Origin of the sequence: Streptomyces sp. NBC_00440, assembly GCF_036014215.1 — a bacterium.
Lineage (GTDB): Bacteria > Actinomycetota > Actinomycetes > Streptomycetales > Streptomycetaceae > Streptomyces.
The window spans coordinates 1,469,211-1,492,500 of sequence record NZ_CP107921.1 but is presented as its reverse complement, the minus strand read 5'-3'; the positions used below and the strand labels follow the sequence as shown (position 1 = coordinate 1,492,500).

Annotated in this window: 18 protein-coding genes, 2 rRNA genes and 3 pseudogenes (1 of these 23 running past the window's edge); 19 read left to right on the top strand and 4 right to left on the bottom strand. The window is 70.5% G+C overall.

Annotation, left to right across the window (positions count from 1 at the left end):
- From OHB13_RS06695 to OHB13_RS06680, 4 genes and pseudogenes are all read left to right on the top strand, one after another.
- Positions 1–1,345 (top strand): 23S ribosomal RNA (locus OHB13_RS06695) (it extends 1,779 nt beyond the left edge of the window).
- A 111-nt stretch (positions 1,346–1,456) separates the two neighbouring features.
- Positions 1,457–1,573 (top strand): 5S ribosomal RNA (gene rrf / locus OHB13_RS06690).
- A gap of 576 nt (positions 1,574–2,149) precedes the next feature.
- Positions 2,150–2,974: pseudogene (locus tag OHB13_RS38715) on the top strand (hypothetical protein); the annotation flags it as partial.
- Positions 2,975–3,121: 147 nt separating this feature from the next.
- Positions 3,122–3,832 (top strand): tetratricopeptide repeat protein, encoded by a 711-nt coding sequence (locus OHB13_RS06680; RefSeq protein ID WP_328380230.1) that lies wholly within the window; start codon positions 3,122–3,124, stop codon positions 3,830–3,832.
- A 96-nt stretch (positions 3,833–3,928) separates the two neighbouring features.
- Here the strand turns inward: OHB13_RS06680 and OHB13_RS06675 are convergent, their stop codons facing one another.
- Entirely contained in the window at positions 3,929–5,260 is a 1,332-nt protein-coding gene (locus OHB13_RS06675) for a DUF1015 domain-containing protein (protein WP_328376236.1), read from the bottom strand.
- 67 nt (positions 5,261–5,327) lie between these two features.
- On the opposite strand from OHB13_RS06675, the gene OHB13_RS06670 reads away from it, so the two are divergent.
- The 4 genes from OHB13_RS06670 to OHB13_RS06655 all read left to right on the top strand — a co-directional run bounded on the left by OHB13_RS06670 (position 5,328) and on the right by OHB13_RS06655 (position 9,413).
- The gene (locus tag OHB13_RS06670) at positions 5,328–6,356 is read left to right on the top strand and encodes an HAD hydrolase-like protein (RefSeq protein ID WP_328376234.1); all 1,029 of its coding nucleotides are present in this window, start codon (positions 5,328–5,330) and stop codon (positions 6,354–6,356) included.
- Positions 6,357–6,496: 140 nt separating this feature from the next.
- Positions 6,497–7,540, top strand: coding sequence for a FecCD family ABC transporter permease (locus tag OHB13_RS06665; RefSeq protein WP_266861183.1), 1,044 nt, complete (start codon positions 6,497–6,499; stop codon positions 7,538–7,540).
- Positions 7,537–8,574, top strand: a complete 1,038-nt coding sequence (locus OHB13_RS06660) for a FecCD family ABC transporter permease (RefSeq protein ID WP_266858418.1) — start codon at positions 7,537–7,539, stop codon at positions 8,572–8,574. The genes OHB13_RS06665 and OHB13_RS06660 overlap by 4 nt, the downstream gene beginning before the upstream one ends.
- Positions 8,575–8,597: 23 nt before the next feature.
- Positions 8,598–9,413 (top strand): ABC transporter ATP-binding protein, encoded by an 816-nt coding sequence (locus OHB13_RS06655; protein ID WP_328376233.1) that lies wholly within the window; start codon positions 8,598–8,600, stop codon positions 9,411–9,413.
- Here OHB13_RS06655 and OHB13_RS06650 read toward each other — a convergent pair.
- Positions 9,397–9,744: an SCP2 sterol-binding domain-containing protein gene (locus OHB13_RS06650; protein WP_266858421.1), complete on the bottom strand. Its 348-nt coding sequence runs from the start codon at positions 9,742–9,744 to the stop codon at positions 9,397–9,399. The two genes, OHB13_RS06655 and OHB13_RS06650, sit on opposite strands and share 17 nt — an antisense overlap.
- Before the next feature lie 42 nt (positions 9,745–9,786).
- On the opposite strand from OHB13_RS06650, the gene OHB13_RS06645 reads away from it, so the two are divergent.
- From OHB13_RS06645 to OHB13_RS06620, 6 genes are all read left to right on the top strand, one after another.
- On the top strand, positions 9,787–10,113 hold the full coding sequence (locus OHB13_RS06645; protein WP_266858423.1) for a hypothetical protein: 327 nt from the start codon (positions 9,787–9,789) through the stop codon (positions 10,111–10,113).
- A gap of 7 nt (positions 10,114–10,120) precedes the next feature.
- Positions 10,121–10,936: a TlyA family RNA methyltransferase gene (locus OHB13_RS06640; protein WP_328376231.1), complete on the top strand. Its 816-nt coding sequence runs from the start codon at positions 10,121–10,123 to the stop codon at positions 10,934–10,936.
- A gap of 86 nt (positions 10,937–11,022) precedes the next feature.
- A complete protein-coding gene (locus tag OHB13_RS06635; protein ID WP_405750040.1) occupies positions 11,023–11,949 on the top strand; it encodes an NAD kinase in 927 nt (308 codons plus the stop codon).
- A gap of 114 nt (positions 11,950–12,063) precedes the next feature.
- Positions 12,064–13,782, top strand: coding sequence for a DNA repair protein RecN (recN, locus tag OHB13_RS06630; RefSeq protein WP_266861185.1), 1,719 nt, complete (start codon positions 12,064–12,066; stop codon positions 13,780–13,782).
- A 106-nt stretch (positions 13,783–13,888) separates the two neighbouring features.
- Complete coding sequence (locus OHB13_RS06625; RefSeq protein ID WP_328376229.1) at positions 13,889–14,659, top strand: hypothetical protein; 771 nt, start codon at positions 13,889–13,891, stop codon at positions 14,657–14,659.
- 148 nt (positions 14,660–14,807) lie between these two features.
- A complete protein-coding gene (locus OHB13_RS06620) occupies positions 14,808–15,926 on the top strand; it encodes a glycosyltransferase family 4 protein (RefSeq protein ID WP_328376227.1) in 1,119 nt (372 codons plus the stop codon).
- A gap of 64 nt (positions 15,927–15,990) precedes the next feature.
- Here OHB13_RS06620 and OHB13_RS06615 read toward each other — a convergent pair whose 3' ends face one another.
- Positions 15,991–17,580: a PucR family transcriptional regulator gene (locus OHB13_RS06615; protein WP_266858433.1), complete on the bottom strand. Its 1,590-nt coding sequence runs from the start codon at positions 17,578–17,580 to the stop codon at positions 15,991–15,993.
- Between the two features lie 366 nt (positions 17,581–17,946).
- Here OHB13_RS06615 and OHB13_RS06610 point away from each other — a divergent pair, with 366 nt between their 5' ends.
- The gene (locus OHB13_RS06610) at positions 17,947–18,651 is read left to right on the top strand and encodes a GntR family transcriptional regulator (RefSeq protein WP_328376225.1); all 705 of its coding nucleotides are present in this window, start codon (positions 17,947–17,949) and stop codon (positions 18,649–18,651) included.
- A gap of 50 nt (positions 18,652–18,701) precedes the next feature.
- Positions 18,702–19,565, top strand: a complete 864-nt coding sequence (locus OHB13_RS06605) for an SCO6745 family protein (RefSeq protein ID WP_266858437.1) — start codon at positions 18,702–18,704, stop codon at positions 19,563–19,565.
- A 531-nt stretch (positions 19,566–20,096) separates the two neighbouring features.
- On the opposite strand, the gene OHB13_RS06600 is transcribed toward OHB13_RS06605, so the two are convergent.
- The gene (locus OHB13_RS06600; protein ID WP_328376223.1) at positions 20,097–21,089 is read right to left on the bottom strand and encodes an aldo/keto reductase; all 993 of its coding nucleotides are present in this window, start codon (positions 21,087–21,089) and stop codon (positions 20,097–20,099) included.
- 317 nt (positions 21,090–21,406) lie between these two features.
- On the opposite strand from OHB13_RS06600, the gene OHB13_RS06595 reads away from it, so the two are divergent.
- The 3 genes and pseudogenes from OHB13_RS06595 to OHB13_RS06585 form a co-directional block, all read left to right on the top strand.
- Complete coding sequence (locus OHB13_RS06595; protein WP_328376221.1) at positions 21,407–22,339, top strand: aminoglycoside phosphotransferase family protein; 933 nt, start codon at positions 21,407–21,409, stop codon at positions 22,337–22,339.
- Between the two features lie 143 nt (positions 22,340–22,482).
- Positions 22,483–22,707: pseudogene (locus OHB13_RS38710) on the top strand (IS701 family transposase); the annotation flags it as partial.
- Positions 22,708–22,819: 112 nt separating this feature from the next.
- A pseudogene (locus OHB13_RS06585) lies at positions 22,820–23,180 on the top strand (transposase); the annotation flags it as partial.
- Positions 23,181–23,290 lie beyond the last annotated feature (110 nt).

Below are 23,290 nucleotides of genomic sequence, written 5' to 3'. Positions count from 1 at the left end.
TGTCGAGAAAAGCCTCTAGCGAGTTTCATGGCGGCCCGTACCCTAAACCGACTCAGGTGGTCAGGTAGAGAATACCGAGGCGTTCGGGTGAACTATGGTTAAGGAACTCGGCAAAATGCCCCCGTAACTTCGGGAGAAGGGGGGCCATTCTTGGTGATTGGATTTACTCCATGAGCTGGGGGTGGCCGCAGAGACCAGCGAGAAGCGACTGTTTACTAAAAACACAGGTCCGTGCGAAGCCGTAAGGCGATGTATACGGACTGACGCCTGCCCGGTGCTGGAACGTTAAGGGGACCGGTTAGTGACCTTTCGGGGTTGCGAAGCTGAGAACTTAAGCGCCAGTAAACGGCGGTGGTAACTATAACCATCCTAAGGTAGCGAAATTCCTTGTCGGGTAAGTTCCGACCTGCACGAATGGCGTAACGACTTCTCGACTGTCTCAACCATAGGCCCGGTGAAATTGCACTACGAGTAAAGATGCTCGTTTCGCGCAGAAGGACGGAAAGACCCCGGGACCTTTACTACAGTTTGATATTGGTGTTCGGTTCGGCTTGTGTAGGATAGGTGGGAGACTTTGAAGCGGCCACGCCAGTGGTTGTGGAGTCGTCGTTGAAATACCACTCTGGTCGTGCTGGATGTCTAACCTCGGTCCGTGATCCGGATCAGGGACAGTGTCTGATGGGTAGTTTAACTGGGGCGGTTGCCTCCTAAAGAGTAACGGAGGCGCCCAAAGGTTCCCTCAGCCTGGTTGGCAATCAGGTGTTGAGTGTAAGTGCACAAGGGAGCTTGACTGTGAGACCGACGGGTCGAGCAGGGACGAAAGTCGGGACTAGTGATCCGGCAGTGGCTTGTGGAAGCGCTGTCGCTCAACGGATAAAAGGTACCCCGGGGATAACAGGCTGATCTTCCCCAAGAGTCCATATCGACGGGATGGTTTGGCACCTCGATGTCGGCTCGTCGCATCCTGGGGCTGGAGTCGGTCCCAAGGGTTGGGCTGTTCGCCCATTAAAGCGGTACGCGAGCTGGGTTTAGAACGTCGTGAGACAGTTCGGTCCCTATCCTCTGCGCGCGTAGGAATATTGAGAAGGGCTGTCCCTAGTACGAGAGGACCGGGACGGACGAACCTCTGGTGTGCCAGTTGTCCTGCCAAGGGCATGGCTGGTTGGCTACGTTCGGAAAGGATAACCGCTGAAAGCATCTAAGCGGGAAGCCTGCTTCGAGATGAGTATTCCCACCCCCTTTGAGGGGTTAAGGCTCCCAGTAGACGACTGGGTTGATAGGCCAGATGTGGAAGCCCGGTAACGGGTGGAGCTGACTGGTACTAATAGGCCGAGGGCTTGTCCTCAGTTGCTCGCGTCCACTGTGTTGTTCCCAGGCCACGAACTATCGTGCCGGCGGAACTTGTTTCACTTACTTAATTGAAGAGTGTGCTTGTTCGCTAGAGCCCAAATAGGGTTTCGGTGGTCATAGCGTTAGGGAAACGCCCGGTTACATTCCGAACCCGGAAGCTAAGCCTTTCAGCGCCGATGGTACTGCAGGGGGGACCCTGTGGGAGAGTAGGACGCCGCCGAACAATCTTTGAAGGACCTTTGGTCCCAGCGTTCAGCGCTGGGACCAAAGGTCCTTTTTTTATTTCCCGAAGCGCGTCGGATCGCCGACTGCGTGAGAATGACTGCGGTACCCGAAGACAGGAGCCCCACCCATGTCCACCAACTCTCCCGACGACCGACCGGAGCGCGAGCCGCGTCGCCGGGACGGCGGTGACCAGGGCGGATTCCGCGGTGGTCGTGATAATCGATCCAGTGGCCCGAGCCGGGACAACGACCGTGGTGGCTTCCGTCGCGACGACAACCGCGGTGGCAGCCGTGGCGGTGGCAGCGGAGCCGGTGGGTTCCGTGGTGTCCGTGACGACCGCTCGTCCAGCGGCCCGCGCCGGGACGACCGTGGTGGGCGACCCGCCGGTGCCGGTGGTGGTTTCCGTGGTGGCCGTGACGACCGGCCGTCGGGTGGGCCCCGTCGTGATGACGACCGCGGCGGACGGCCCGGCAGCGCCGGCGGATACCGCGGTGGCCAGCGTGACGACCGTGGCGGCCGCCCTTCCAGTGGTGACCGTGGTGGGCGTCCGGGTGGTAGCGGCGGTGGGTTTGCCCGTCGTGATGACCGGCCGTCGTTCCGGCGTGACGACAGTCGTGGTGACCGGCGTGATGACAGCCGTGGTGGGCGTCCCGGTGGTGGTGGCGGTTTTGAGCGTCGCGATGACCGGGGCGGTGACCGTGGTGGCCGTCCGTCCGGTGGTGACCGTGGTGGGTTCCGTGGCGGTCAGCGTGATGACCGTTCGTTCGGTGCTCCGCGCCGCGATGACCGTCCGTCCGGTGCCCCTCGCCGTGACGATGAGCGCGGTGGTGGCTTCCGCCGTGACGACCGTCCCAGCGGTGGCGGCTACGGCCGGCGCGACGACCGGGGCAGCGACCGGGGCGGGTTCCGTGGTGGGCGTGAGGACCGCCCGTCCGGTGGTCCGCGCCGTGATGACGACCGTGGCGGGCGTCCGGGTGGTAGCGGCGGTGGGTTTGCCCGTCGTGATGACCGGCCGTCGTTCCGGCGTGATGACAGTCGTGGTGACCGGCGTGATGATCGTCGTGATGACAGCCGTGGTGGGCGTCCCACTGGTGGTGGCGGTTTTGAGCGTCGCGACGATCGGGGCGGTGACCGTGGTGGCCGTCCGTCCGGTGGTGACCGTGGTGGGTTCCGTGGCGGTCAGCGTGATGACCGTTCGTTCGGTGCTCCGCGCCGCGATGACCGTCCGTCCGGTGCCCCTCGCCGTGACGATGAGCGCGGTGGTGGCTTCCGCCGTGACGACCGTCCCAGCGGTGGCGGCTACGGCCGGCGCGACGACCGGGGCAGCGACCGCGGCGGCCGTCCCTCCGGTGGTGACCGTGGCGGGTACCGCGGCGGTCAGCGCGATGACCGTGACCGTGGTGGATACCGGGGCGGCCAGCGTGACGAGCGTGGCGGCGGTTTCCAGCGGGACGACCGCGACCGGGACCGCGAGCCTGTGAAGCGGCTTCCCATCCCGGAGGACGTCACCGGCCAGGAGATCGACAAGGACGTACGGCAGGAGCTCATGAGCCTGCCCAAGACCCTCGCCGAGGATGTCGCGAAGAACCTGGTGATGGTCGCCCGGCTGATCGATGAGGACCCCGAAGAGGCGTACGAGTACTCGCGTATCGCCCTTCGGCTGGCCTCCCGGGTCGCCGCTGTGCGTGAGGCGGCCGGGTTCGCCGCGTACGCGACACAGAAGTACACGGAGGCGCTCGCCGAGTTCCGTGCCACGAAGCGGATGACCGGCACGGTCGACCTCTGGCCCGTCATGGCGGACTGCGAGCGCGGTCTGGGCCGGCCCGAGCGGGCGATGGCGATGGCCGGAGAGCCCGAGGTGCAGAGGCTCGACAAGGCCGGACAGGTCGAGATGCGTCTGGTCGCCGCCGGTGCGCGCCGCGACATGGGACAGATCGACGCGGCGATCGTCACGCTGCAGAGCCCGGAGCTGGCGTCCCACTCCGTACAGCCGTGGACCGCGCGGCTGCGCTACGCGTACGCCGACGCGCTCCTCGCTGCGGGACGCGAGGACGAGGCGCGTGAGTGGTTCGCCAAGACCATCGAGTCCGACAAGGACGGCTCGACGGACGCGTCGGACCGGCTCGCCGAGCTGGAGGGCGTCGAGTTCGTCGACGTCGAGGACGAGTCGGACCACGAGTCCGACGAGCCGCAGGCCGATGCCCCGGACCGGAGCGTGGACGGCGACGGCGACAGCGCTGCCGGCGGCCGGGACTGACGGCCGCCGTCCGGCCCTGGCCGATCGGTCAGTGAACTGACAACGAGACGGGCCGCACCCGGAAGCCGGGTGCGGCCCTTCTCCGTATGGCGCGATTCAGTCGATGGTGAGGCTGCGCAGCACGAGCCCGGTCGCCGGTTTCGGGCCGAACGAGGTCGATTTGCGGGGCATCGTCACCCCTTGGCGGGCCAGCTCCCGGACGACCTCTTCGCGTACCGGATGCATCAGAACAGCTGTGCCGCCCTGGCGTTCCGCCTGTTCGACGGCCGCGTCCGTGGCATGGATGTACGCGATGTGCTCAGGCGCGTCCGGGACCGACCAGACCTTGTCCAGGAGCGTGTGGTGCAGGACGGTCGCGTCGAGGGTCTGCCAGGCCGTGGGGTGGTCCGTGGGGACGGTTCGGGCCAGCAGCTCCTCCGACGGACGGTCGACGAGATGGAACCGGCCGTCCCCGGCCAGCAGGAAGGCGTTGCCCGCGGCTGCCGCGTCGGCGAGGGCGGCCAGCGCCTCGGGGAGCGCTTCGATCGTGCGGACCCGGAAGGCGCCGTCGAGCGCCGCCAGCGCCTCGGAGACGGGCAGCCGGCGCAGTACCCGGTGGATCGCCCGTACCTGGAGCGGATAGTGGACCGTGTCGATGAGGAGCACCAGGCCGTACCCCCACGGGCCCGGCCCCGGATGTTCGCCGCGCAGCTGGAGGTAGGTCGCCCACCGGTGGTGCCCGTCGGCGATCAGGGCCTGGCGGTCGGCCAGGTCCGCCTGCGCCTCCGCGATCTCCGCCGGGTCGGTGACGGCCCACAGCCGGTGGCTGAAGCCGTCCTCGGTGGTCGTCGCGAGCAGCGGGGGGCCGGTTATGGTCCGCTCGATGACAGCCGTCGCGCCCGCCGGTCCTGCTGTGTCCGCTGTGTCCGCTGTGTCTGCCGCGTCTGTTGTCCCCGTCGCGCCGTCGTCGCTGCGGTAGGTCAGCAGAAGCGGTTCGAAGTTGACGGCTGTGGTCCGCATCAGCGCCGCCCGGTCCGCGACGATGTCGGCCATCACGTCCTCGTGCGGAAGGACCACGCCCTCCTCGGGCGTGGAGAGGGCCAGTGCTCCGATGAGACCGCGCTGGAGCACAGCGCCGTTGCGCTGCTCGTACACATACAGGGCTGCCTCGGGGTCGGCGGCCAGGATGCCGTCCCTGAGCCAGTCGGAGAGGGTCGCCGCGGCCCTCTCGTTGCGGGCTGCCGGAGTGTCGGCCTGCGGCAGGATCAGCCTCACGATGTTGTGCGGATCGGCGGACTCCAGGTGCAGCAGCCCGTCCGGTCTGACCACGACGTCGTACGGCGGAGACGTGACGGCTGCGAGGCTGCCGACGCGTTCGGGAACGTAGCGCACTCCGCGGAAAGGGAAAAGACGCAGTCCGGTGTCCGCATGCCGACCACTTGAAGTCATTGGTGCATGGTATGTGGGGATCCGTCATACGGGATGATCGGGAGAAGAACAGCTATCGAGGAGTGCGATGACCCGGCAGACCAGGACCAGCCCGGACGGCATGAGGACAGCGCTGAGTGAGACGTACGACACAGCCCTGCTCGATCTGGACGGGGTGGTGTACGCGGGCGGCGCGGCGATCGTCCACGCCGTCTCCTCGCTCGGGACCGCGCGGGACGGCGGGATGCACCTCGCGTACGTGACCAACAACGCGCTGCGGACGCCGGATGCGGTGGCGCTGCACCTCACCGAGCTGGGGGTGCCCGCCGAGGCCGCCGATGTCATCACCTCGGCCCAGGCGGTGTCCCGGCTGATCGCCGATCAGGTCCCGCAAGGGGCCCGGGTGCTGGTCATCGGCGGGGAGGGGCTGCGGGTCGCGCTGCGCGAACGCGGTCTGGAACCGGTGGACTCGGCCGAGGACTCCCCGGTGGCGGTGGCCCAGGGGTACGGCGGTCCCGACATGACCTGGGCGCGGTTCGCCGAGGCCGGGTACGCGATCAACAGCGGTCTGCCATGGTTCGTTTCCAACACGGATCTGACCATTCCCAGCGCACGTGGGATCGCGCCCGGTAATGGCGCCGCGGTCGAGGTCGTCCGGATCGCCACCGGGGCCGAGCCGCAGGTGGCCGGGAAGCCGTTGCCCCCCATGCACCGGGAGACCGTGCTGCGGACCGGAGCCGAACGGCCGCTCGTCGTCGGGGACCGGCTGGACACGGACATCGAGGGCGCGTTCAACGGAGGGGTGGACTCGCTGCTCGTACTGACCGGCGTGACGGATGCGGCGCAGCTGCTGGCCGCCCGGCCGGAGCACCGGCCGACCTATGTGGACGCGGATCTGCGGGGGTTGCTCACCGGTCAGCCCGAAGTGACCGGCGAGGGCGGTGCGTTCCGCTGCAGCGGCTGGACCGCCTCGGTACGGGACGGTGAGCTGGCCGTGGACGGTGACGGTGGCGCGCTGGACGGGCTGCGGGCGCTGTGCGCAGCGGCCTGGACAGAGGCGGGCGAGGGTACGTACGGTCCGGACGCGGGCAAGGTGATCTCCCGCATCGGGCTCTGACGTACGCCGTGCTCCGACGCGCGTCGGGCGGTAGCGCGCGCCGTGCTCCGTCACGCGGACCTCGCCGCTTCCCCCGCCTCACCTTCCGGGTGAAGCCTCCCAGTCGAAGAGTTGCGAGGGTAGGCTAACCTAACTACGTGTTGGTCGACAGTCTCCCCAGACAGAGCGCGGAACAAGCCCCCGCGCCCCCGAAGCACAACGCTGCGCGCGCCGCCGGGCTGCTGTTGTCGCTCGGTGTGCTGCTCCTGGTCGTCGTGGCGAGCATCGCGCTCGGCGCCAAAGCGGTGCCGCTCAGCGATGTATGGCACGGCCTGGCGCACAGCTCGGGCACCGCCGACGACGTCCTGATCCAGGATGTGCGAATACCGCGCACCCTGCTGGGGGTCCTCGTAGGAGCCGCGCTCGGGGTCGCGGGAGCGGTGATGCAGGCGCTCACCCGCAATCCGCTCGCCGAGCCCGGCATCCTCGGTGTCAACGCGGGTGCCTCCGCCGCCGTGGTCTCCGCGATGAGCTTTCTCGGCGTCAGCTCCTTCACCGGCTATGTGTGGTTCGCGTTCGCGGGCGCCGCGGTGGTCTCGGTGCTCGTCTACGTACTGAGCGGGAGCCGCGGCGCCACCCCGGTACGGCTCGCGCTCGCCGGCACGGCCGCCACGTACGCGATGTTCGGATACGTCAACGCCGTGGAGCTGCTGGACTCGGCCGCGCTGGACAAGATGCGCTTCTGGACGGTCGGTTCGCTGGCATCGGCGACGTCCGCGACGGTCTCGCAGGTGTGGCCGTTCGTGGCGGCCGGTCTGCTGGTCGCGCTGCTGCTCGGCCGCCCCCTGAACGCCATGGCCCTCGGCGACGACACGGCCAGGTCGCTCGGCGCGCATCTGACGCGCACCCGGGTGCTCGCGATGGTCGCCGTCACGCTGCTCTGCGGTTCGGCGACCGCCGCCTGCGGGCCGATCGTCTTCATCGGGCTGATGGTTCCGCACATCGTCCGGGCCATCACCGGACCCGACATGCGCTGGACGCTGCCGTACGCGGCGGTCCTCTCGCCCGTCCTGCTGCTGGGCGCCGACGTCGTCGGCCGGATCGTCGCCCGGCCCGCCGAACTCCAGGTCGGCATCGTGACCGCGCTCATCGGCGGCCCCATCTTCATCTTTCTCGTACGCCGCCGGAGGATGACTCAGCTGTGAAAGCGATCCACGCGATACGGACCCCGGGCGGGCTCTCCCTGCGGGTCGAGGTCAGGACCGCGGTCGTCGTCGTACTGCTGGCCGTGGTCGCCCTGGCGGCCGCCGTCGTGCTCATCGGGAGCGGTGACTACCCGATGGCACCCGCGGACGTGATCCGCACCCTGCTGGGCAGCGGCACCACCGCCCAGGAGTTCATCGTCAACGACCTGCGGCTGCCCAGAGCGCTCGTCGGCCTCCTCGTCGGGGCGGCGCTGGGCATCGGGGGAGCGGTCTTCCAGTCCATCTCCCGTAATCCGCTGGGCAGTCCGGACGTGATCGGCTTCGGGCAGGGGGCCAGTGTCGGCGCGCTCGCTGTCATCGTGCTCTTCCACGGCGGGGCGACCGCGGTGGCCGGCGGCGCGATCGTCGGCGGTCTGGCCACCGGAATCGCCGTGTACATGCTGGCGTGGAAGCGCGGTGTGCACGGCTACCGGCTGGTCCTCGTCGGCATCGGCGCCGCCGCGATGCTCACCGCCTGCAACAGCTATCTGCTCACCAAGGCCAATCTGGTCGACGCGACCCGCGCCGTCGTCTGGATGACCGGCTCGCTCGACGGCCGCGACTGGTCGCAGGTCTGGCCGCTGCTGGTCACCTGTGCGGTCCTGATACCGCTGGTACTCGGGTACGGGCGCAACCTCAGGATGCTGGAGATGGGCGACGACGCCGCGTACGCCCTGGGCGTACGGGTCGAGCGGACCAGGCTGGTGCTGATGCTGGCCGCGGTCCTGCTGACCGCGGTGGCCACCGCCGCGGCGGGGCCGATCGCCTTCGTGGCGCTCAGCGCGCCCCAGCTGGCCCGGCGGCTGACCCGCTCACCGGGCGCCAACCTCCTCCCGTCGGCCTTCATGGGCGCGGCCCTGCTGGTGGTCGCCGACTGGATCGCCCAGCGGGCCTTCGGGGACCGGCAGCTGCCGGTGGGAGTCGTGACGGGGGTGCTCGGCGGCTGCTATCTGCTGTGGCTGCTGGTCTCCGAACGCAAGGCAGGACGGATCTGATGATGACAACCAGGAGCACCCCCATGCAGCGACTCACCGCCGAATCGGTCACCCTCGGCTACGAGCAGCGGGTCATCGCCGAGAACCTCTCGGTCGAGATCCCCGACAACTCCTTCACCGTCATCGTCGGCCCCAACGCCTGCGGCAAGTCGACCCTGCTGCGCGCCCTGTCGCGGATGCTGAAGCCCTCGCAGGGGCGGGTGCTCCTCGACGGGCAGGCGATCGGCTCGATGCCCGCCAAGAAGGTGGCCAGGACGCTGGGGCTGCTCCCGCAGTCCTCCATCGCCCCCGACGGCATCACGGTCGCCGACCTGGTGGCCCGCGGCCGCTACCCGCACCAGGGCCTGCTGCGCCAGTGGTCGCCCGACGACGAACGGATCGTCGAGGAGGCGATGGCCGCCACGCGGATCGGCGGGCTCGGCGACCGTTATGTGGACGAGCTCTCCGGCGGTCAGCGCCAGCGCGTGTGGATCGCGATGGCGCTCGCCCAGCAGACCCCGCTGCTGCTCCTCGACGAGCCGACGACCTTCCTCGACATCCAGCACCAGATCGACGTGCTCGACCTCTGCGCGGAGCTGCACGAGACGCAGGGGCGCACGCTGGTGGCCGTACTGCACGACCTCAATCACGCCGCGCGCTACGCGACCCACCTCATCGCCATGCGGGACGGAGAGATCGTCGCCGAGGGACCGCCCGCCGACGTGGTCACGGCGGGTCTGGTGGAGAAGGTGTTCGGGCTGCGCTGCCAGATCATCGACGACCCCGAGACGGGGACACCGCTGGTGGTGCCCGCCGGGCGCCGGGTGCGTACCGCGGGGACGGCTACAGCAGTGTCCTGAGGCGCAGCAGATCGCGGAAGCCCGCTTCGAGCCGCACCCGGCCCGAGCCCCAGGCCTTCGCGAAGTTCAGCTCGCCCGCCACCAGGGCCACCAGATCGTCGCCCTTCATGGCGAGCCGGATCTCCGCCTTCGCGGGCGGTGGTCCCGCGACGGTGTCGAGCACCTGGATCCGGCCATCCACGAGACGCCCGGTGAAGGTGACGTCCAGGTCGGTGATGTGGCAGCTCAGCGAGCGGTCCAGTGCCGCCGCGCTGCGTACCTGGCTGTTCGCCTCTGTCATGTTGTCCGAGAGCCTGTCGAGGGCGCTGCGGCACTCTTCTGTCGTCGCCATCGTGATCGACCGTACCGCAGCGCTTCGGGGTAGCGTCTGGGCATGAGTGACGCGATGCCGGAGCCCCCCGGGGCGCAGGCCGGGAGCCAGGACGGTCAGGACGGCCCGGGCGGTACGGAACACGCCCCGGCGCCGCTGGGAGTCGTCCGCACGCCCACCGGGAACGACGGCGTGGACCGGGTGCTCGGCCGGCTGGCCGACGCCGACCACCTCGCTGCCGACGGACATGTCGAGGTGTACGAAGATGTACACCGTGGGCTGCGTGAGGCGCTGGACGCGCTGGACGCACCGCCCGGACCTCCGGCCCCGGCCCGGGGCCCCGCCCCTCACGAGGTCCCTCAGAACGTCCCTCACAACAGCAGGAGCTGAACCGAACGTGGCAGGAGTGGCACGCCGGCGTCTCGACGCCGAGCTGGTCCGCCGGAGTCTCGCCCGCTCGCGGGAGCACGCGAGCCAGCTGATCGCGGCAGGACGGGTGTCCGTCAAGGGCGCCACCGCGACCAAGGCGGCCACCCAGGTCGAGACGAGCGCCGCCGTTGTCGTACGCAAGGACGACACGGATCCCGACTACGTCTCGCGCGGCGGGCACAAGCTCGCGGGCGCCTTCGCGGCCTTCACACCGCTCGGCCTGCGGGTCGAGGGGCGGCGGGCGCTGGACGCGGGCGCGTCGACCGGCGGTTTCACCGACGTCCTGCTGCGGGCGGGCGCCGCGCAGGTCGTCGCGGTGGACGTCGGGTACGGGCAGCTCGCCTGGTCGCTGCAGAGCGACGACCGCGTCACCGTCAAGGACCGTACGAACGTACGCGAGTTGACGCTGGAGGACATCGGCGGAACACCCGTGGACCTGGTCGTCGGAGACCTCTCTTTCATCGCGCTCGGTCTGGTGCTGCCCGCTCTCGCGCGGTGCGCGGGGCCGGACGCCGACCTGGTGCTCATGGTCAAACCGCAGTTCGAGATCGGCAAGGACCGGCTGGGCAGCGGAGGCGTGGTCCGCAGCCCCGAACTGCGGGCGGAGACCGTGCGGACCGTGGCCGGGCAGGCGGCCGGGCTCGGACTCGGCGTACGGGGTGTCACCGCCAGCCCGCTGCCGGGACCCTCGGGAAACGTCGAGTACTTTCTGTGGCTGCGGGCGGACGCGCCCGCGCTCGATCCGGCGGATGTGGAGCGTGCAGTGGCGGAGGGGCCGCAGTGACGGAAGCAGCAGCACCATCGGCAGTTGAATCAGCAGCTGGACCGGCGGTACGGGGAGTGGCACCGGCCGTGGCGGCGGGGCCGGCGGTGGAAGCGCCGGCGGAACCGGCGGCGCCCCCCGTGGACCGTACGGTCTTCCTGCTCGCGCACACCGGGCGGCCCGCCGCCATCCGCAGCGCCGAGCGCGTCGTGGAGGGCTTGCTGAAGAACGGCCTGCGCGTCCGGGTCCTGGCGGCGGAGGCCGCCGACCTGCCGGTGCCGCCATCGGTCGAACTCGTCGCCGAGGCGACACCCGCCTGTCTGGACGGCTGCGAGCTGCTGATCGTTCTCGGCGGCGACGGAACACTGCTGCGCGGTGCCGAGTTCGCCCGCGCGTCCGGGGTGCCGATGCTCGGCGTCAACCTCGGCAGGGTGGGCTTCCTCGCCGAGGCCGAGCGCGACGACCTCGACAAGGTCGTCGACCGGGTGGTCACCCGGTCGTACGAGGTCGAGGAGCGGATGACCGTCGACGTCCTCGTGCACAACAACGGCGACATCGTGCACCGTGACTGGGCGCTCAACGAGGCCGCCGTACAGAAGACCGAGCCCGAACGGATGCTGGAGGTCGTCCTGGAGATCGACGGCCGTCCGGTCACCGGCTTCGGCTGCGACGGCGTCGTCTGCGCGACCCCGACCGGTTCGACCGCCTACGCCTTCTCGGCCGGCGGGCCGGTGATCTGGCCGGAGGTGGAGGCGCTGCTGATGGTCCCCATCGGCGCACACGCGCTGTTCGCCAAGCCCCTGGTGACCTCGCCCGCCTCCGTCCTCGCGGTCGAGGTGCAGCCGCACACCCCGCACGGCGTCCTGTGGTGCGACGGGCGCCGCTGGGTGGGGCTGCCCGCGGGGGCGCGGGTCGAGGTGCGCAGGGGCGCCGTGCCCGTACGGCTGGCGCGGCTGCACCACGCTTCGTTCACCGACCGCCTGGTGGCCAAGTTCGCACTGCCCGTGGCGGGCTGGCGCGGCGCTCCGCACTGAGCTTCCCACCGGCCTTCCCGCTGAGCTCCGCACGCCCGGCCGGCGGCCGCTCCGGCCGGGGCACGTCGCACGGGACCCGGGAAACCTCGTATGGTCATGTGCGTGTTGGAGGAGATGCGGATACGGTCGCTCGGAGTCATCGACGACGCTGTGGTGGAGCTTTCACCCGGTTTCACCGCGGTGACCGGTGAGACGGGCGCGGGCAAGACCATGGTCGTGACCAGCCTCGGGCTGCTGCTCGGCGGGCGCGCCGACGCCGCCCTGGTGCGGCTCGGTGCCAAGTCGGCGGTGGTCGAAGGGCGGATCGCGCTGCCCGCGGGCGCGCCGGCCGCGGTACGGGCCGAGGAGGCGGGCGCCGAACTCGACGAGGGCGCGCTGCTCATCAGCCGTACGGTCTCGGCCGAAGGGCGCTCACGGGCGCACATCGGCGGACGTTCCGTACCGGTCGGGCTGCTCGCCGAGATCGCCGACGAACTGGTCGCCGTGCACGGGCAGACCGACCAGCAGGGGCTGCTGCGCCCCGCGAGACAGCGCCAGGCCCTCGACCGGTACGCCGGCGAGGCGGTGGCGGGCCCGCACACCAAGTACGCGGCTGCCTACAAACGGCTGCGCGCCGTCGCCGCCGAGCTGGACGAACTGACCACCCGGGCGCGGGAACGGGCCCAGGAGGCCGACCTGCTCCGCTTCGGGCTCGACGAGATCGCCGCGGTCGAGCCGCTGCCCGGTGAGGACGCCGAACTCGCCGCAGAGGCCGAGCGTCTCGGGCACGCCGAAGCGCTCGCGTCCGCCGCGTCCGCGGCGCACACCGCGCTCGTCGGCAACCCGGAGGACCCCGAGGGCATCGACGCGACGACCCTGGTCGCCGGCTCGGGACGGGCGCTCGACGCGGTACGCAGCCACGACCCGGCGCTGGCCGCGCTCGCCGAACGGATCGGCGAGATCGGCATTCTGCTCGCCGACGTGTCGGGGGAGCTGGCCGGTTACGCGGACAACCTCGACGCCGATCCGCTGCGGCTCGCCGCCGTGGAGGAGCGCCGGGCGGCCCTGACCCAGCTGACCCGCAAGTACGGCGAGGACATCGCGGCCGTACTGGCCTGGGCGGAGGAGGGCGCGGCGCGCCTCACCGAGCTGGAGGGCGACGACGACCGGATCGGTGAACTGACGGCGGAGCACGAGGCGCTGCGCTCGGAGCTGTCCGGTCTCGCGCAGACGCTCACCGACGCGCGTACGGAGGCGGCAGAGCGGTTCGCGGGCGCCGTCACCGCCGAACTCGCCTCGCTCGCCATGCCGCACGCCCGGGTGACGATCGACATCCGGCAGACCGACGACCCCGAAGGGGTGGAGGTCGGCGGGCGGACCGTCGCCTACGGCCCGCTCGGCGCCGACGAGGTGGAACTGCTGCTCGCCCCGCACCCCGGTGCGGCCGCCCGACCCATCTCCAAGGGCGCGTCGGGCGGTGAGCTCTCCCGGGTGATGCTCGCGGTCGAGGTCGTCTTCGCGGGGTCCGATCCCGTACCGACGTATCTCTTCGACGAGGTCGACGCCGGGGTCGGTGGCAAGGCCGCCGTCGAGGTGGGCCGCCGGCTCGCCAGGCTCGCCCGGTCCGCGCAGGTGGTGGTCGTGACGCATCTGCCGCAGGTGGCCGCCTTCGCCGACCGGCAGCTGCTGGTCGAGAAGACCAACGACGGCTCGGTGACCAGCAGCGGTGTCACGGTCCTGGAGGGCGAGGATCGGGTACGGGAGCTGTCGCGGATGCTCGCGGGCCAGGAGGACTCCGAGACGGCGCGGGCGCACGCCGAGGAACTGCTGGCCACAGCACGGGCGGACGGCTGAACGGACCGCGGGGCAGCAGGACGGTCGGCCGGTCGCTCAGCGCCTCCGGCCGACCCCGCCGGGGCTGCCCCCGGACCTCCGCGGGCCGCCGCCTAGGGTGGAGCGCATGACCAGACACGGCGCCCGGACCACCGCACTTCTCGCTTCGTTCGGTGCGACCCGCGCCGCCGCGACGGGACTGCGCCGCCGGTTTCCGGGGGGCGCGGCGCGCTGGGAGCGCACCAACTACGCCGGGCGCACGGTCGATCTCTGCGCCGGTCCTGCCACCACGGTCGGCGCGGCGCTCGGCGCGGTCGTCGGCACCCTTCCGCCCCGGGCACGCGGGGCGGCCGCCCTGGCCGTGCTCACCGCCGGTGCCTGCGGGGCCTACGACGACACCGCCGGCGCGGGCGATCCGCGCCGCGGGTTCCGCGCCCATCTCGGCGCGCTGAGCCGCGGCGAGATCACCAGCGGCACGGTGAAGCTCCTGGGCATCGGCGCGGCGGGTCTTGCCGCGGGCGCGCTGCTCAAGGACCGCCCCGTCGACCGGGTGCTGGCCGGGGTCGTCGTCGCGGGCACCGCCCACTTCGTCAACCTGGTGGATATGCGCCCGGGGAGGGCCGCCGTCGCGGTGCTCGGTCTCGCGGCGCCCGGTCTGCTGCGGCGCGGTCCGGCCGGGGCGCTCGCCGCCGCACCGCTCGGAGCCGCGGCAGCGGTCGTCATCGACGACCTGGCCGAACAGACCATGCTCGGCGACGCGGGAGCGCACGCCCTCGGTGCCGCCCTCGGCGTGGCGATCGTCGCGGGCAACGGGCGGGCCGGACTCGCCGCGCACGCGGCAGCGGTGGTCGCCGCCGCCGCGTACGGTGACAAGGTGAGCCGCGCGGCAGCCGGTTGAGCCGCAGCTCACCCATGCGGGTGACAGCTCAAGCGCGTTGACGCGACCGCACAGGGGCTCGGTCCCCCGGAGAGTGCCGGAACCCGTGCGCGGGCTGGCATCCTGGGGCGCACACATCCGTCCGACGCCGACTCAGGAGCTCCGGTCAGTGAGCAGCACCCAGGTCCCGCCGTACGGCCGTTCACCTCTCTGCGCCGTCCAGGTGCTGGGCGGCGGCAGCGCCGGCAGCAGCGCACATGTCCGGTCGATCACCGGGGGCCTGATCGAGCGGGGCGTGCACGTCACGGTGTGCGCCCCCGCCGAACTTGAGCGGACATACGGCTTCAGCGAGGCGGGCGCGCACTTCGTGCCCGTACCCCGGCGCAGCGACCCGTCGTCCGTCGCCGCGCTGCGCGCCGCCTGTCTGCGGGCCGACATCGTCCACGCGCACGGGCTGAACGCCGCCGTACGGACCTCGCTCGCGCTCAGCGGACTGCGGCGGCCGCTCGTCGTCACCTGGCACACCCGCCCGCACGCCGAAGGCGCGCGGAGCCGTCTGCTGCGGTTGATGGAGCGAAGGGCCGCCAGGGCGGCGGCAGTTGTGCTCGGTACGTCGTCCGAACTGGTCGACAGGGCACGCAGCCGGGGGGCGCGCGACGCGCGGCTCGCGCCGGTCGCTGTCCCCGCGCCCCGAGTGGCCGCGAGCGGTACCGAGAGCAAGGCCCGCGCGGAACTGGGCGCGGTGGACCGGCCGTTGGTGATGACCGTCGGCAGCCTCGTCGCACACCACGGTTACGGGACGCTGCTGGACGCGGCCCGGCTGTGGCAGCACCTCGACCCGGTACCGCTGCTGGTGATCGCGGGCGAGGGCGCGGAGCGTGCCGCACTGCAGAGCCGGATCGCGGCCGACGCGCTCGCGGTCCGGCTCATCGGCAGCCGCGAGGATGTGACGGAGCTGCTCGCGTCCGCCGATGTCGCCGTACTGTCCAGCCGTTGGGAGGCGCGGCCCCTGCTGGCGCAGGAGGCACTGCGGCTGGGGGTGCCCCTGGTCGCCACGGCGGTCGGCGGGGTGCCCGAGCTGGTGGGCGAAGCGGCCGAACTCGTCCCGTACGGCGACCCGGAGGCCCTGGCCGCACGGGTGACCGCGCTGCTGGCCGATCCCGAACGCCGGGAAGGACTCGCCGCTGCGGGTCTTGCGCAGGCCGCGGACTGGCCGACCGAGGACGAGACGGTGGCGCAAGTGCTCAGCGTCTACGACGAGTTGACCGAGTCCGTCGGCGCCCGCTGATCGCCCGCCGCCGGGTGACCCGCTTCCGCCGGCGGATGGCCCGCTCCCGCCGCCGGGCGCCCTGCTACGGGGTGTGCCTGCGGGCCCGCAGCGCCAGGCTCAGGGCGAGCACCGTCTGCGGGTCGTCCAGGTCGGTACCGAGGAGCTCGGCGATCCGCGCCAGCCGGTTGTAGAGCGTCTGGCGGTTGAGATGCAGTTCGCGTGCAGTCTCGGCCTTGCGGCCCGCGTGTGCCAGATAGGTCTGGAGCGTGGGCAGCAGCGCGGGCCGCGACGTGCGGTCGTGCTCGCGCAGCGGGCCGATCGCCCGGTCCACGAAGGCCGCCAGGTCCGGCTGGTCGCGCAGCCGCCAGAGCAGCAGGTCGATATCGAGACGCCGTGCGTCGTACCAGGGGCGGTCGGGCAGCCCCTGCGCGGCGGTCGCCGTCTCGGCGGCGTGCCGCAGCCCGGCCGATGCCGCGGCCCAGCCGCCCGCCACCCCCACCACGACGATCGGCGGATGCGCGCCGGCCCGCTCCAGGCCCGCGCGCGCCACACCGGCCCGCAGCGCGACGGCCACCCGGTCGGCCACGGTGGTGCGCTCCGACTCCGTACGCAGACCGAGGAGCAGTGGGACCCGGCCCTCCACGGGGCGTACGCCGAGGAGCACCGGCACCCCCACGGAGCTCAGCTCCTCCAGCACAGCCCGGGCCAGCACGGCCCAGTTGCCCGACGGCGACAGTTCGGCCGCCAGCCGCATCACCACGGGCAGCAGCGGACCCTCACCCGGCCGGAAACCGAGCACCCGGGCCTGGGCGGGAGCGTCATGGGCGGAGACCCGCCCCTCGGCCAGGTCGGTCAGGAAGTCACCGCGCCCGCGCGCTGCCAGCTCCTCCTCCTGCCGGGCCTGCATCAGCACGACGGCGAGGATCCCGGCGGTCCGCTCGGCGGCCATCCGGTGCACCTGGGCCAGCGGCGCCGACACCGGGAGGAGCGCCAGCCTGGCCCGTACCGAACCGGTGCCCGAGCCGCCGCCCGCCACGTCCACCAGGACCGCGCCCGCCGGACGGTGTCCGCGCAGCCCCTCCCACACCTGGAGCGGCTCGCCTTCGCCCGCGGCGTACAGCAGCTGTCCGTCGGGGGTCTCCAGGAAGACCGGGTTGGCCGTGAACTCGGCCAGGATCGAGAGCACTTGAGGCACCCCGCCACCGCCGAGCAGCGCCTGTGTGCACCGCCGGTGCACTTCGTCGGCGCGCTGCACCAGGGCGTAATGACCGTTGATGATCTCGGTATGGACCTCCTCCGTCACCGAGACGAAGGGCACCTCCCGGTGCAGCTGGACCAGCGGCAGCCCGGCCGCCCGTGCGGTCTCCACGAGTGTCGACGGCAGCCGCGAGAAGCGCGGGCCCAACTCCACCACGAGGGCGGCGATCCCGCGGTCGGCGAGCCGGCGGACGAACGCCCGCTGCTCGGCGGGGCGGGTGCCAAGACCAAGACCGGTGGTGAGCAGCAGCTCGCCGCCCTTGAGCAGCGAGGCGATGTTCGGCACCTCACCGGCGTGCACCCACCGGACCGTGCGGCTGAGCCGGTCGCCGCCCGCGACGACCTCGGGCAGCCCACCGCGCAGTCCCGGCAGCTCAAGCGCCCGCTGCACTGTGATTCCGCCCTGGTTCTCCATGAGGCCGGACGCTACCCGAAGCCGTCGGCGCAGGTTTCCGTGAGCCGGGGTCGTGAAGCGCGTTGCCCGCGGATTCGTGAGGTGATCCCGGGACTGCGCCATCGGGGTCGTCGCTTCATCGTGTCGTACTGCCCGGGACAGGTCGGGGTGTGACCGGGATACGTGCCAAGGGCAACGGGATGATCTCGAAGCCCTGAGCGCCCGTCGCCCGTCACTCATCCGGCTCGGTGCCGGTGGTGGTGATGCGGCCGAGGGAGGTCCCACCGTGGCGGTGCCAGGAGACGATGCGGTCGCGCTTCTGCTCACCATCGAGATCGACGATAATGCCGATAATCGATTATCTTCCTGATCATCTATTGTGTAGGCATGACCCAGACGACCCACCCCTCAGCCTCGGCGGGGAAGCAGATGCTCTCCGAGCGGGTCTACACACACCTGCGGGAGGCGATCATGCGCGGGGACCACGCTCCCGGTGACGCCCTCAAACCCCAAGACCTCGCGAAAGAGCAGGGCGTGAGCCTGGCCGTTGTGCGCGAGGCGCTCGTGCGGGTGGTCGGCGAGGGCCTCGCCGACCGGCTGCCCAACCGCGGCTTCGCCGTCCCGGCCTTCTCCGATCTCCGCTGGCAGGAGATCGCGGAGGCCCGCCGGACCATCGAACCGGTCATGCTGCGCATGTCCGTCGAACGCGGCGACGTCGACTGGGAAGCCCGCGTACGAGCCGCCCACCACCGTCTGACCCGCACCCCGGCGTACGTACCGGAGGAGGGCGAGCACTACAGCAGCACATGGGCCGAAGTCCACCGGGTCTTCCACCGCACCTTGCTGGAGGGGTGCGGCAACCTCGTCCTGCTGGAGACCTTCGACCGGATGTGGACCGCGAGCGAGCTGGCCCGCCGCTGGTCGGCGCACCGCAACCCCGACCGGGACGGCGCCCTGGAACATCGCCGACTGGAGGAGGCAGCCCTCGCCCGCGACGCCGGCACCGCAGCCGAGGTACTGACCCAGCACCTCACCCAGACCGCGGCCGGACTGACCGACTGCCCCCACCACGAGGCCACGGACGAAGCCTGACGCGCACCGCCCGCCTGACCGCACCTGATCACCGAGACCGGAGTCACCGCATGACCATCTTCGAGGCGAGCACGAGCCGCCACTGTCACAACGCTGTCAGCCCTCTGCACGCATCCGTGTACTTCGCGCCGGAGCCGGAGGAAGAACTCGCGGCACTGGGGCTGGAGCGCGGATCCATGGTCTACCTCGCGAGCCGCGCGGCGCCGCTGGGGGCCGTCGACGCGGGCACCGTCACAGCGACGTTCTACAACTTCAACCACCAGCACGTGCAGCGGTACATCCCCGCCGCATGGACCGTCACCACACCGGACAAGGTGCTCACGGCACGCCTGCGCGGCGCGGACCGAACGCTGCAGCGGCTGCTCGGGAAGGAGGCCCTCATGTCCACAAAGATGACCGAGGCGGCCGAACTGGCGCTGCACGCCACCGAAGCCTGCCGCCGAGAGGCACGGCCGCTGTACGCCGCCAACGCCGACCTCCCCGTACCCGAAGAACCGCACCTGGCTCTGTGGCACGCCGCGACGCTGCTGCGCGAACACCGGGGTGACGGTCACCTCGCCGCCCTGGCGATCGCCGGCCTGTCCGGCATCGAGGCGCTGGTCCTGCACAACGCCACCGGCACGGCACCGACATCGGCACTGTTCATGCGGACCCGCGGGTGGTCCGCGCAGCAATGGGACACCGCCCGGAACCAGTTGCGCGAGCGCGGCCTGCTGGACGAGGCAGGCAACCTCACGCAGGCGGGCACGGCCCTGCGCGGCGAGACCGAGGTGCTCACCGACCGCCTCGATGCCGCCCCGTACGACCACCTCGGCCGGGCCGCCACCGCACGCCTCACCGAACTGGCCAGCGGCTTCTCCGGAACCCTCAGGGCAGCGGGCGCCTTCCCCGCGGTGCACTTCGGCAAGGGCTGAGGCCTGCTTTCCGGCCCGGCGCGTCATCCTGGTCACGAACCCGGACGGCTGCCCCGCCCCTCGGCTCAGGGGCTCGGTCAACGGTCTGCTGTCCGGCATGGCATGGACCTGCGCCGGTTTGAGTCAAGGGCAACCAGCCGACACTGTTCACGCAGATCAAGGCGCTGCCGTGGAAGGACGCTCCGGTCGTGGACAACAGCGAGGACCGCGCCCACGGCCGCATCGAGCGGCACAGTGTCAAGGTCGTCACCGCCGCCGGGATCCTGTTTCCGCGCGCCCGCCAAGCCATCCAGATCACCCGCAAGACCCGGCGGCTCGACAGCACGAAATGGACCACCGAGATCGCCCAGGCGGTCACCAGCCTGACCGCCGAGCAGGCCACCGCGCGCCAGCTCGCCACGTGGGTACGAGGCCACTGGCGCATCGAAAACCGAGTGCACTTGGGTCCGCGACGTCACCTTCGACGAGGACCGATCTCAAATCCGACTTTGCCGGGATCCTGGTCCGGACGCTCAGAAAGTCGGGCGGGGTTCAGCGGCCGAACCGTGACTGCAACTGCTCAGGGAGACGTTCGCCCTGGATCCGGATGTTGGCCGCGGCCTCTTCGATCCGATGCAGGTCGCCGGTTGTCAGCTCGACGTCGAGTGCGCCCAGGTTCTCTTCCAGGCGGTGCAGCTTGGTGGTGCCGGGGATCGGCACGAACCACGGCTTCTGCGCCAGCACCCAGGCGAGAGCGATCTGGGCCGGAGTGGCTCCCTTGTCGTCGGCAATCTGCTGCAGCAGGTCGATCAGCACCTGGTTGGTTTGCCGTGCTTCAGGGCTGAAGCGCGGAAGCAGGCGGCGGAGGTCGTTGTCGGCCAGTGACGTGCTGGAATCGATCTTGCCGGTCAAAAATCCTTTGCCGAGCGGGCTATAGGAAACCAGACCGATGCCCAGTTCTTCCAAGGTCGGAATGATTTCGGTTTCGTGCTCGCGCATCCAGAGCGAGTACTCGCTTTGCAGTGCCGTTACTGGCTGAACGGCGTGGGCGCGACGAATCGTCGCGGCACCGGCCTCGGACAAGCCGAAGTGCTTTACCTTGCCTTCGGCGATCAGCTCCTTGACCGTGCCGGCCACGTCTTCAATGGGCACGTTGGGGTCGACGCGGTGTTGGTAGAGCAGGTCGATGCTTTCGGTTTGAAGACGCTTGAGCGAGGCCTCGGTCACTTGGCGGATCTGCTCGGGTCTGCTGTCGACCCCGGACATCGGGGTCGGCCCGTGCTCGCCGTGCCTGATTCCAAACTTGGTGGCGATCACCACCTGGTCGCGGACCGGTGCCAGCGCCTGGCCGACCAAGTCCTCATTGGTAAACGGTCCGTAGACCTCGGCAGTGTCGAAGAAAGTCACGCCGTGGTCAACGGCCGCCCGCAGCAGCTTCGTCATCTCGGCCGTGTCTTGTGGCTGACCGTAGAAGAAACTCATGCCCATGCAGCCGAGCCCGAGAGCCGAGACTTCGAGGTGTTGTCCTAGTTTGCGTTTTTGCATTAGAGATACTCCTGGGATATTGGTCGTCTGGCTCCCGCTTATTAGTGTTCAGCCGGGAGCCGGTATAGAAGTTGGACAGCCTTCGGGGACGGCCGGCGAGACCCTAGTGATAAAGGCATGCCCTCAACGCTATGGCTTTGGAGTGCACTCCAAGCAAGCGGAACAGGTAAGAAATCGGCAAGGTGCTCCCGCGGGGCGGCGGCTGCACCCCTGGGTGCTCCCGGGCCGCTCAGTACTCCAGCTGTAGATCGCGATCTTCGTAATGCGGGGCCGGCTGGGCTTGGTGGCTGCGGTGGGATGGTGCCTAGGGTGCCGGGGTGATCGCGATGCCAGAGGAGTTCGCACAGAGCACTGTCGACCGCGAGGGGGAGGCCGGGGTGGTGTGGCTCGCCGAGTTGCCCGGGATCGTGGAGGAGCTGCTGGGGCGCTGGGGGTGTATGCCGGATGGCGAGGTCATGCACGGGGGCGTTGGTGTCATCGTTCCGGTACGGCGGCGGGCTGAGGAGGGCGCCGTGCTGAAGGTGTCGTTTCCGCATCCCGGCAACGTTCACGAGCCGGATGCGTTCGTTGCGTGGGGTGGGTGCGGTGCCGTCCTACTGCATGAGCGCGACGACGAGCGGTTCGCGATGCTGCTGGAGCGGGTTCAGCCGTCGACCCTGGCGGAGGTCGAGGACGGCGACGAGGTGGTGACGGTCGCCGGGCGGCTCAATCGCCGCCTGGCCATCCCCGCACTGCCCGGCCTGCCCCGGCTGCGTGAGCAGGCCGATGTCTGGGAGGAGCAACTGTGCAAGGACGCCGTGGAGCTGCCGCAGGCGCCGCCGCGCAAGGTGCTGGACGCCGCCGTGGCGACCGTTCGGGAGCTGGGTCGGGTCCAGCCGGACACCCTCATCCATGGCGACTTTCATCCCCGGAACATCCTGCGTGCCGACCGGGAGCCGTGGCTGGCGGTCGACCCCAAGGGGTACGTGGGAGACCCCGCCTACGACGGCGGCACACTGCTGAAGTCCCGCGCGCTGATGCTCCTCGAAGCGGATGACCTGCGCAAGGCTGTCCACCGGGTCTTGGACGTCTTCGCCGAGGCCGCAGAACTCGACCGTGAACGCGTCCAGCGGTGGGCCCAGTTCCATGCCGTCCAGGCTGCGTTCTGGGGCCGCCGCCACGGCTTTCGTATCGCCCGCAGCGGACCACGGCTGGACTGGCTCACCGAATTCGCCGACCGCCTGGCTGAGTTGCTCACCGAACGCACGTAGAACGTGATGGTGCTGGCCGGGTCCGGTGGGTGGACGAGTGTGGCCACCGTTGACCATCGTGAGCTGTGTGGACTGACGATGAGATGGCGGCCAAAGGTCACAGCGTGGATCCGGCCCGGTGGCGGGAGACGTTCGCGGCGGTCATGGGCCGCATCGCGGGCCGATTCGCCCGATACGAACCCCGTTTGCGGGCCGGGCGGCTGGTACTGGGCCTGCTGTCGGACTTGCCCCACAAGAACTGCTGGGCGATCGCGGAGTGGGCCGGGGAGGCCAGCCCGCACGGTATGCAGCATCTCTTGTGCCGGGCCTCCTGGGGTGCATCTCTCGGCCGGGCGCGGTGCGAAGGGACAACGGCTCTACGACTGCACCGTCGTCGACCTCGCCGACCCGACGCCGGGCAGCCACCAGCTCCCGATCCGCCGCAGCCGCACCACCGGCGAACTCGCCTACTACCGCTGCGACTCCACCGAGCCAGTCCCGCTGACCGTGCTGGTCAAGCGAGAAGTGTCATGCTTCCGGGCGGAGTTGTACGCGTGTCTGACCGCGCGGGGCGAGGCGTTGTTCGAGGCGTTGGTTCGAGTTGTGCGACGCGCTGCTGTGCGCGGTTGGGCCGGTGCGGACGCTCGTCGACCTGGCGCTCGCGCCGGAACACCGCCGCGGGCACGGCGCCCTCTACGCCGGCCTCAACCAGGGACGGATCGACGTGACCCGACTGCGCCGTGCGCTGGTCTCGATGCCGAAGCCGAGGGCCGCGGACTGTCGTATCGTGCTGGCCGCGGACGTCCCGCCATGGCTGCGGCCGGACGTCGACACCTGCCCTGACCGGACCTTCTGCCACGTTCGGCCGGGGTGAAGGGACCGGGGTCACCCCGGCCGGCGAACCACGCAGCCAGGGGCCCGGGTGCGCTGCCGCCCGGCGGTGGCAGCACACCCGGACCTGACGGTCAGCGG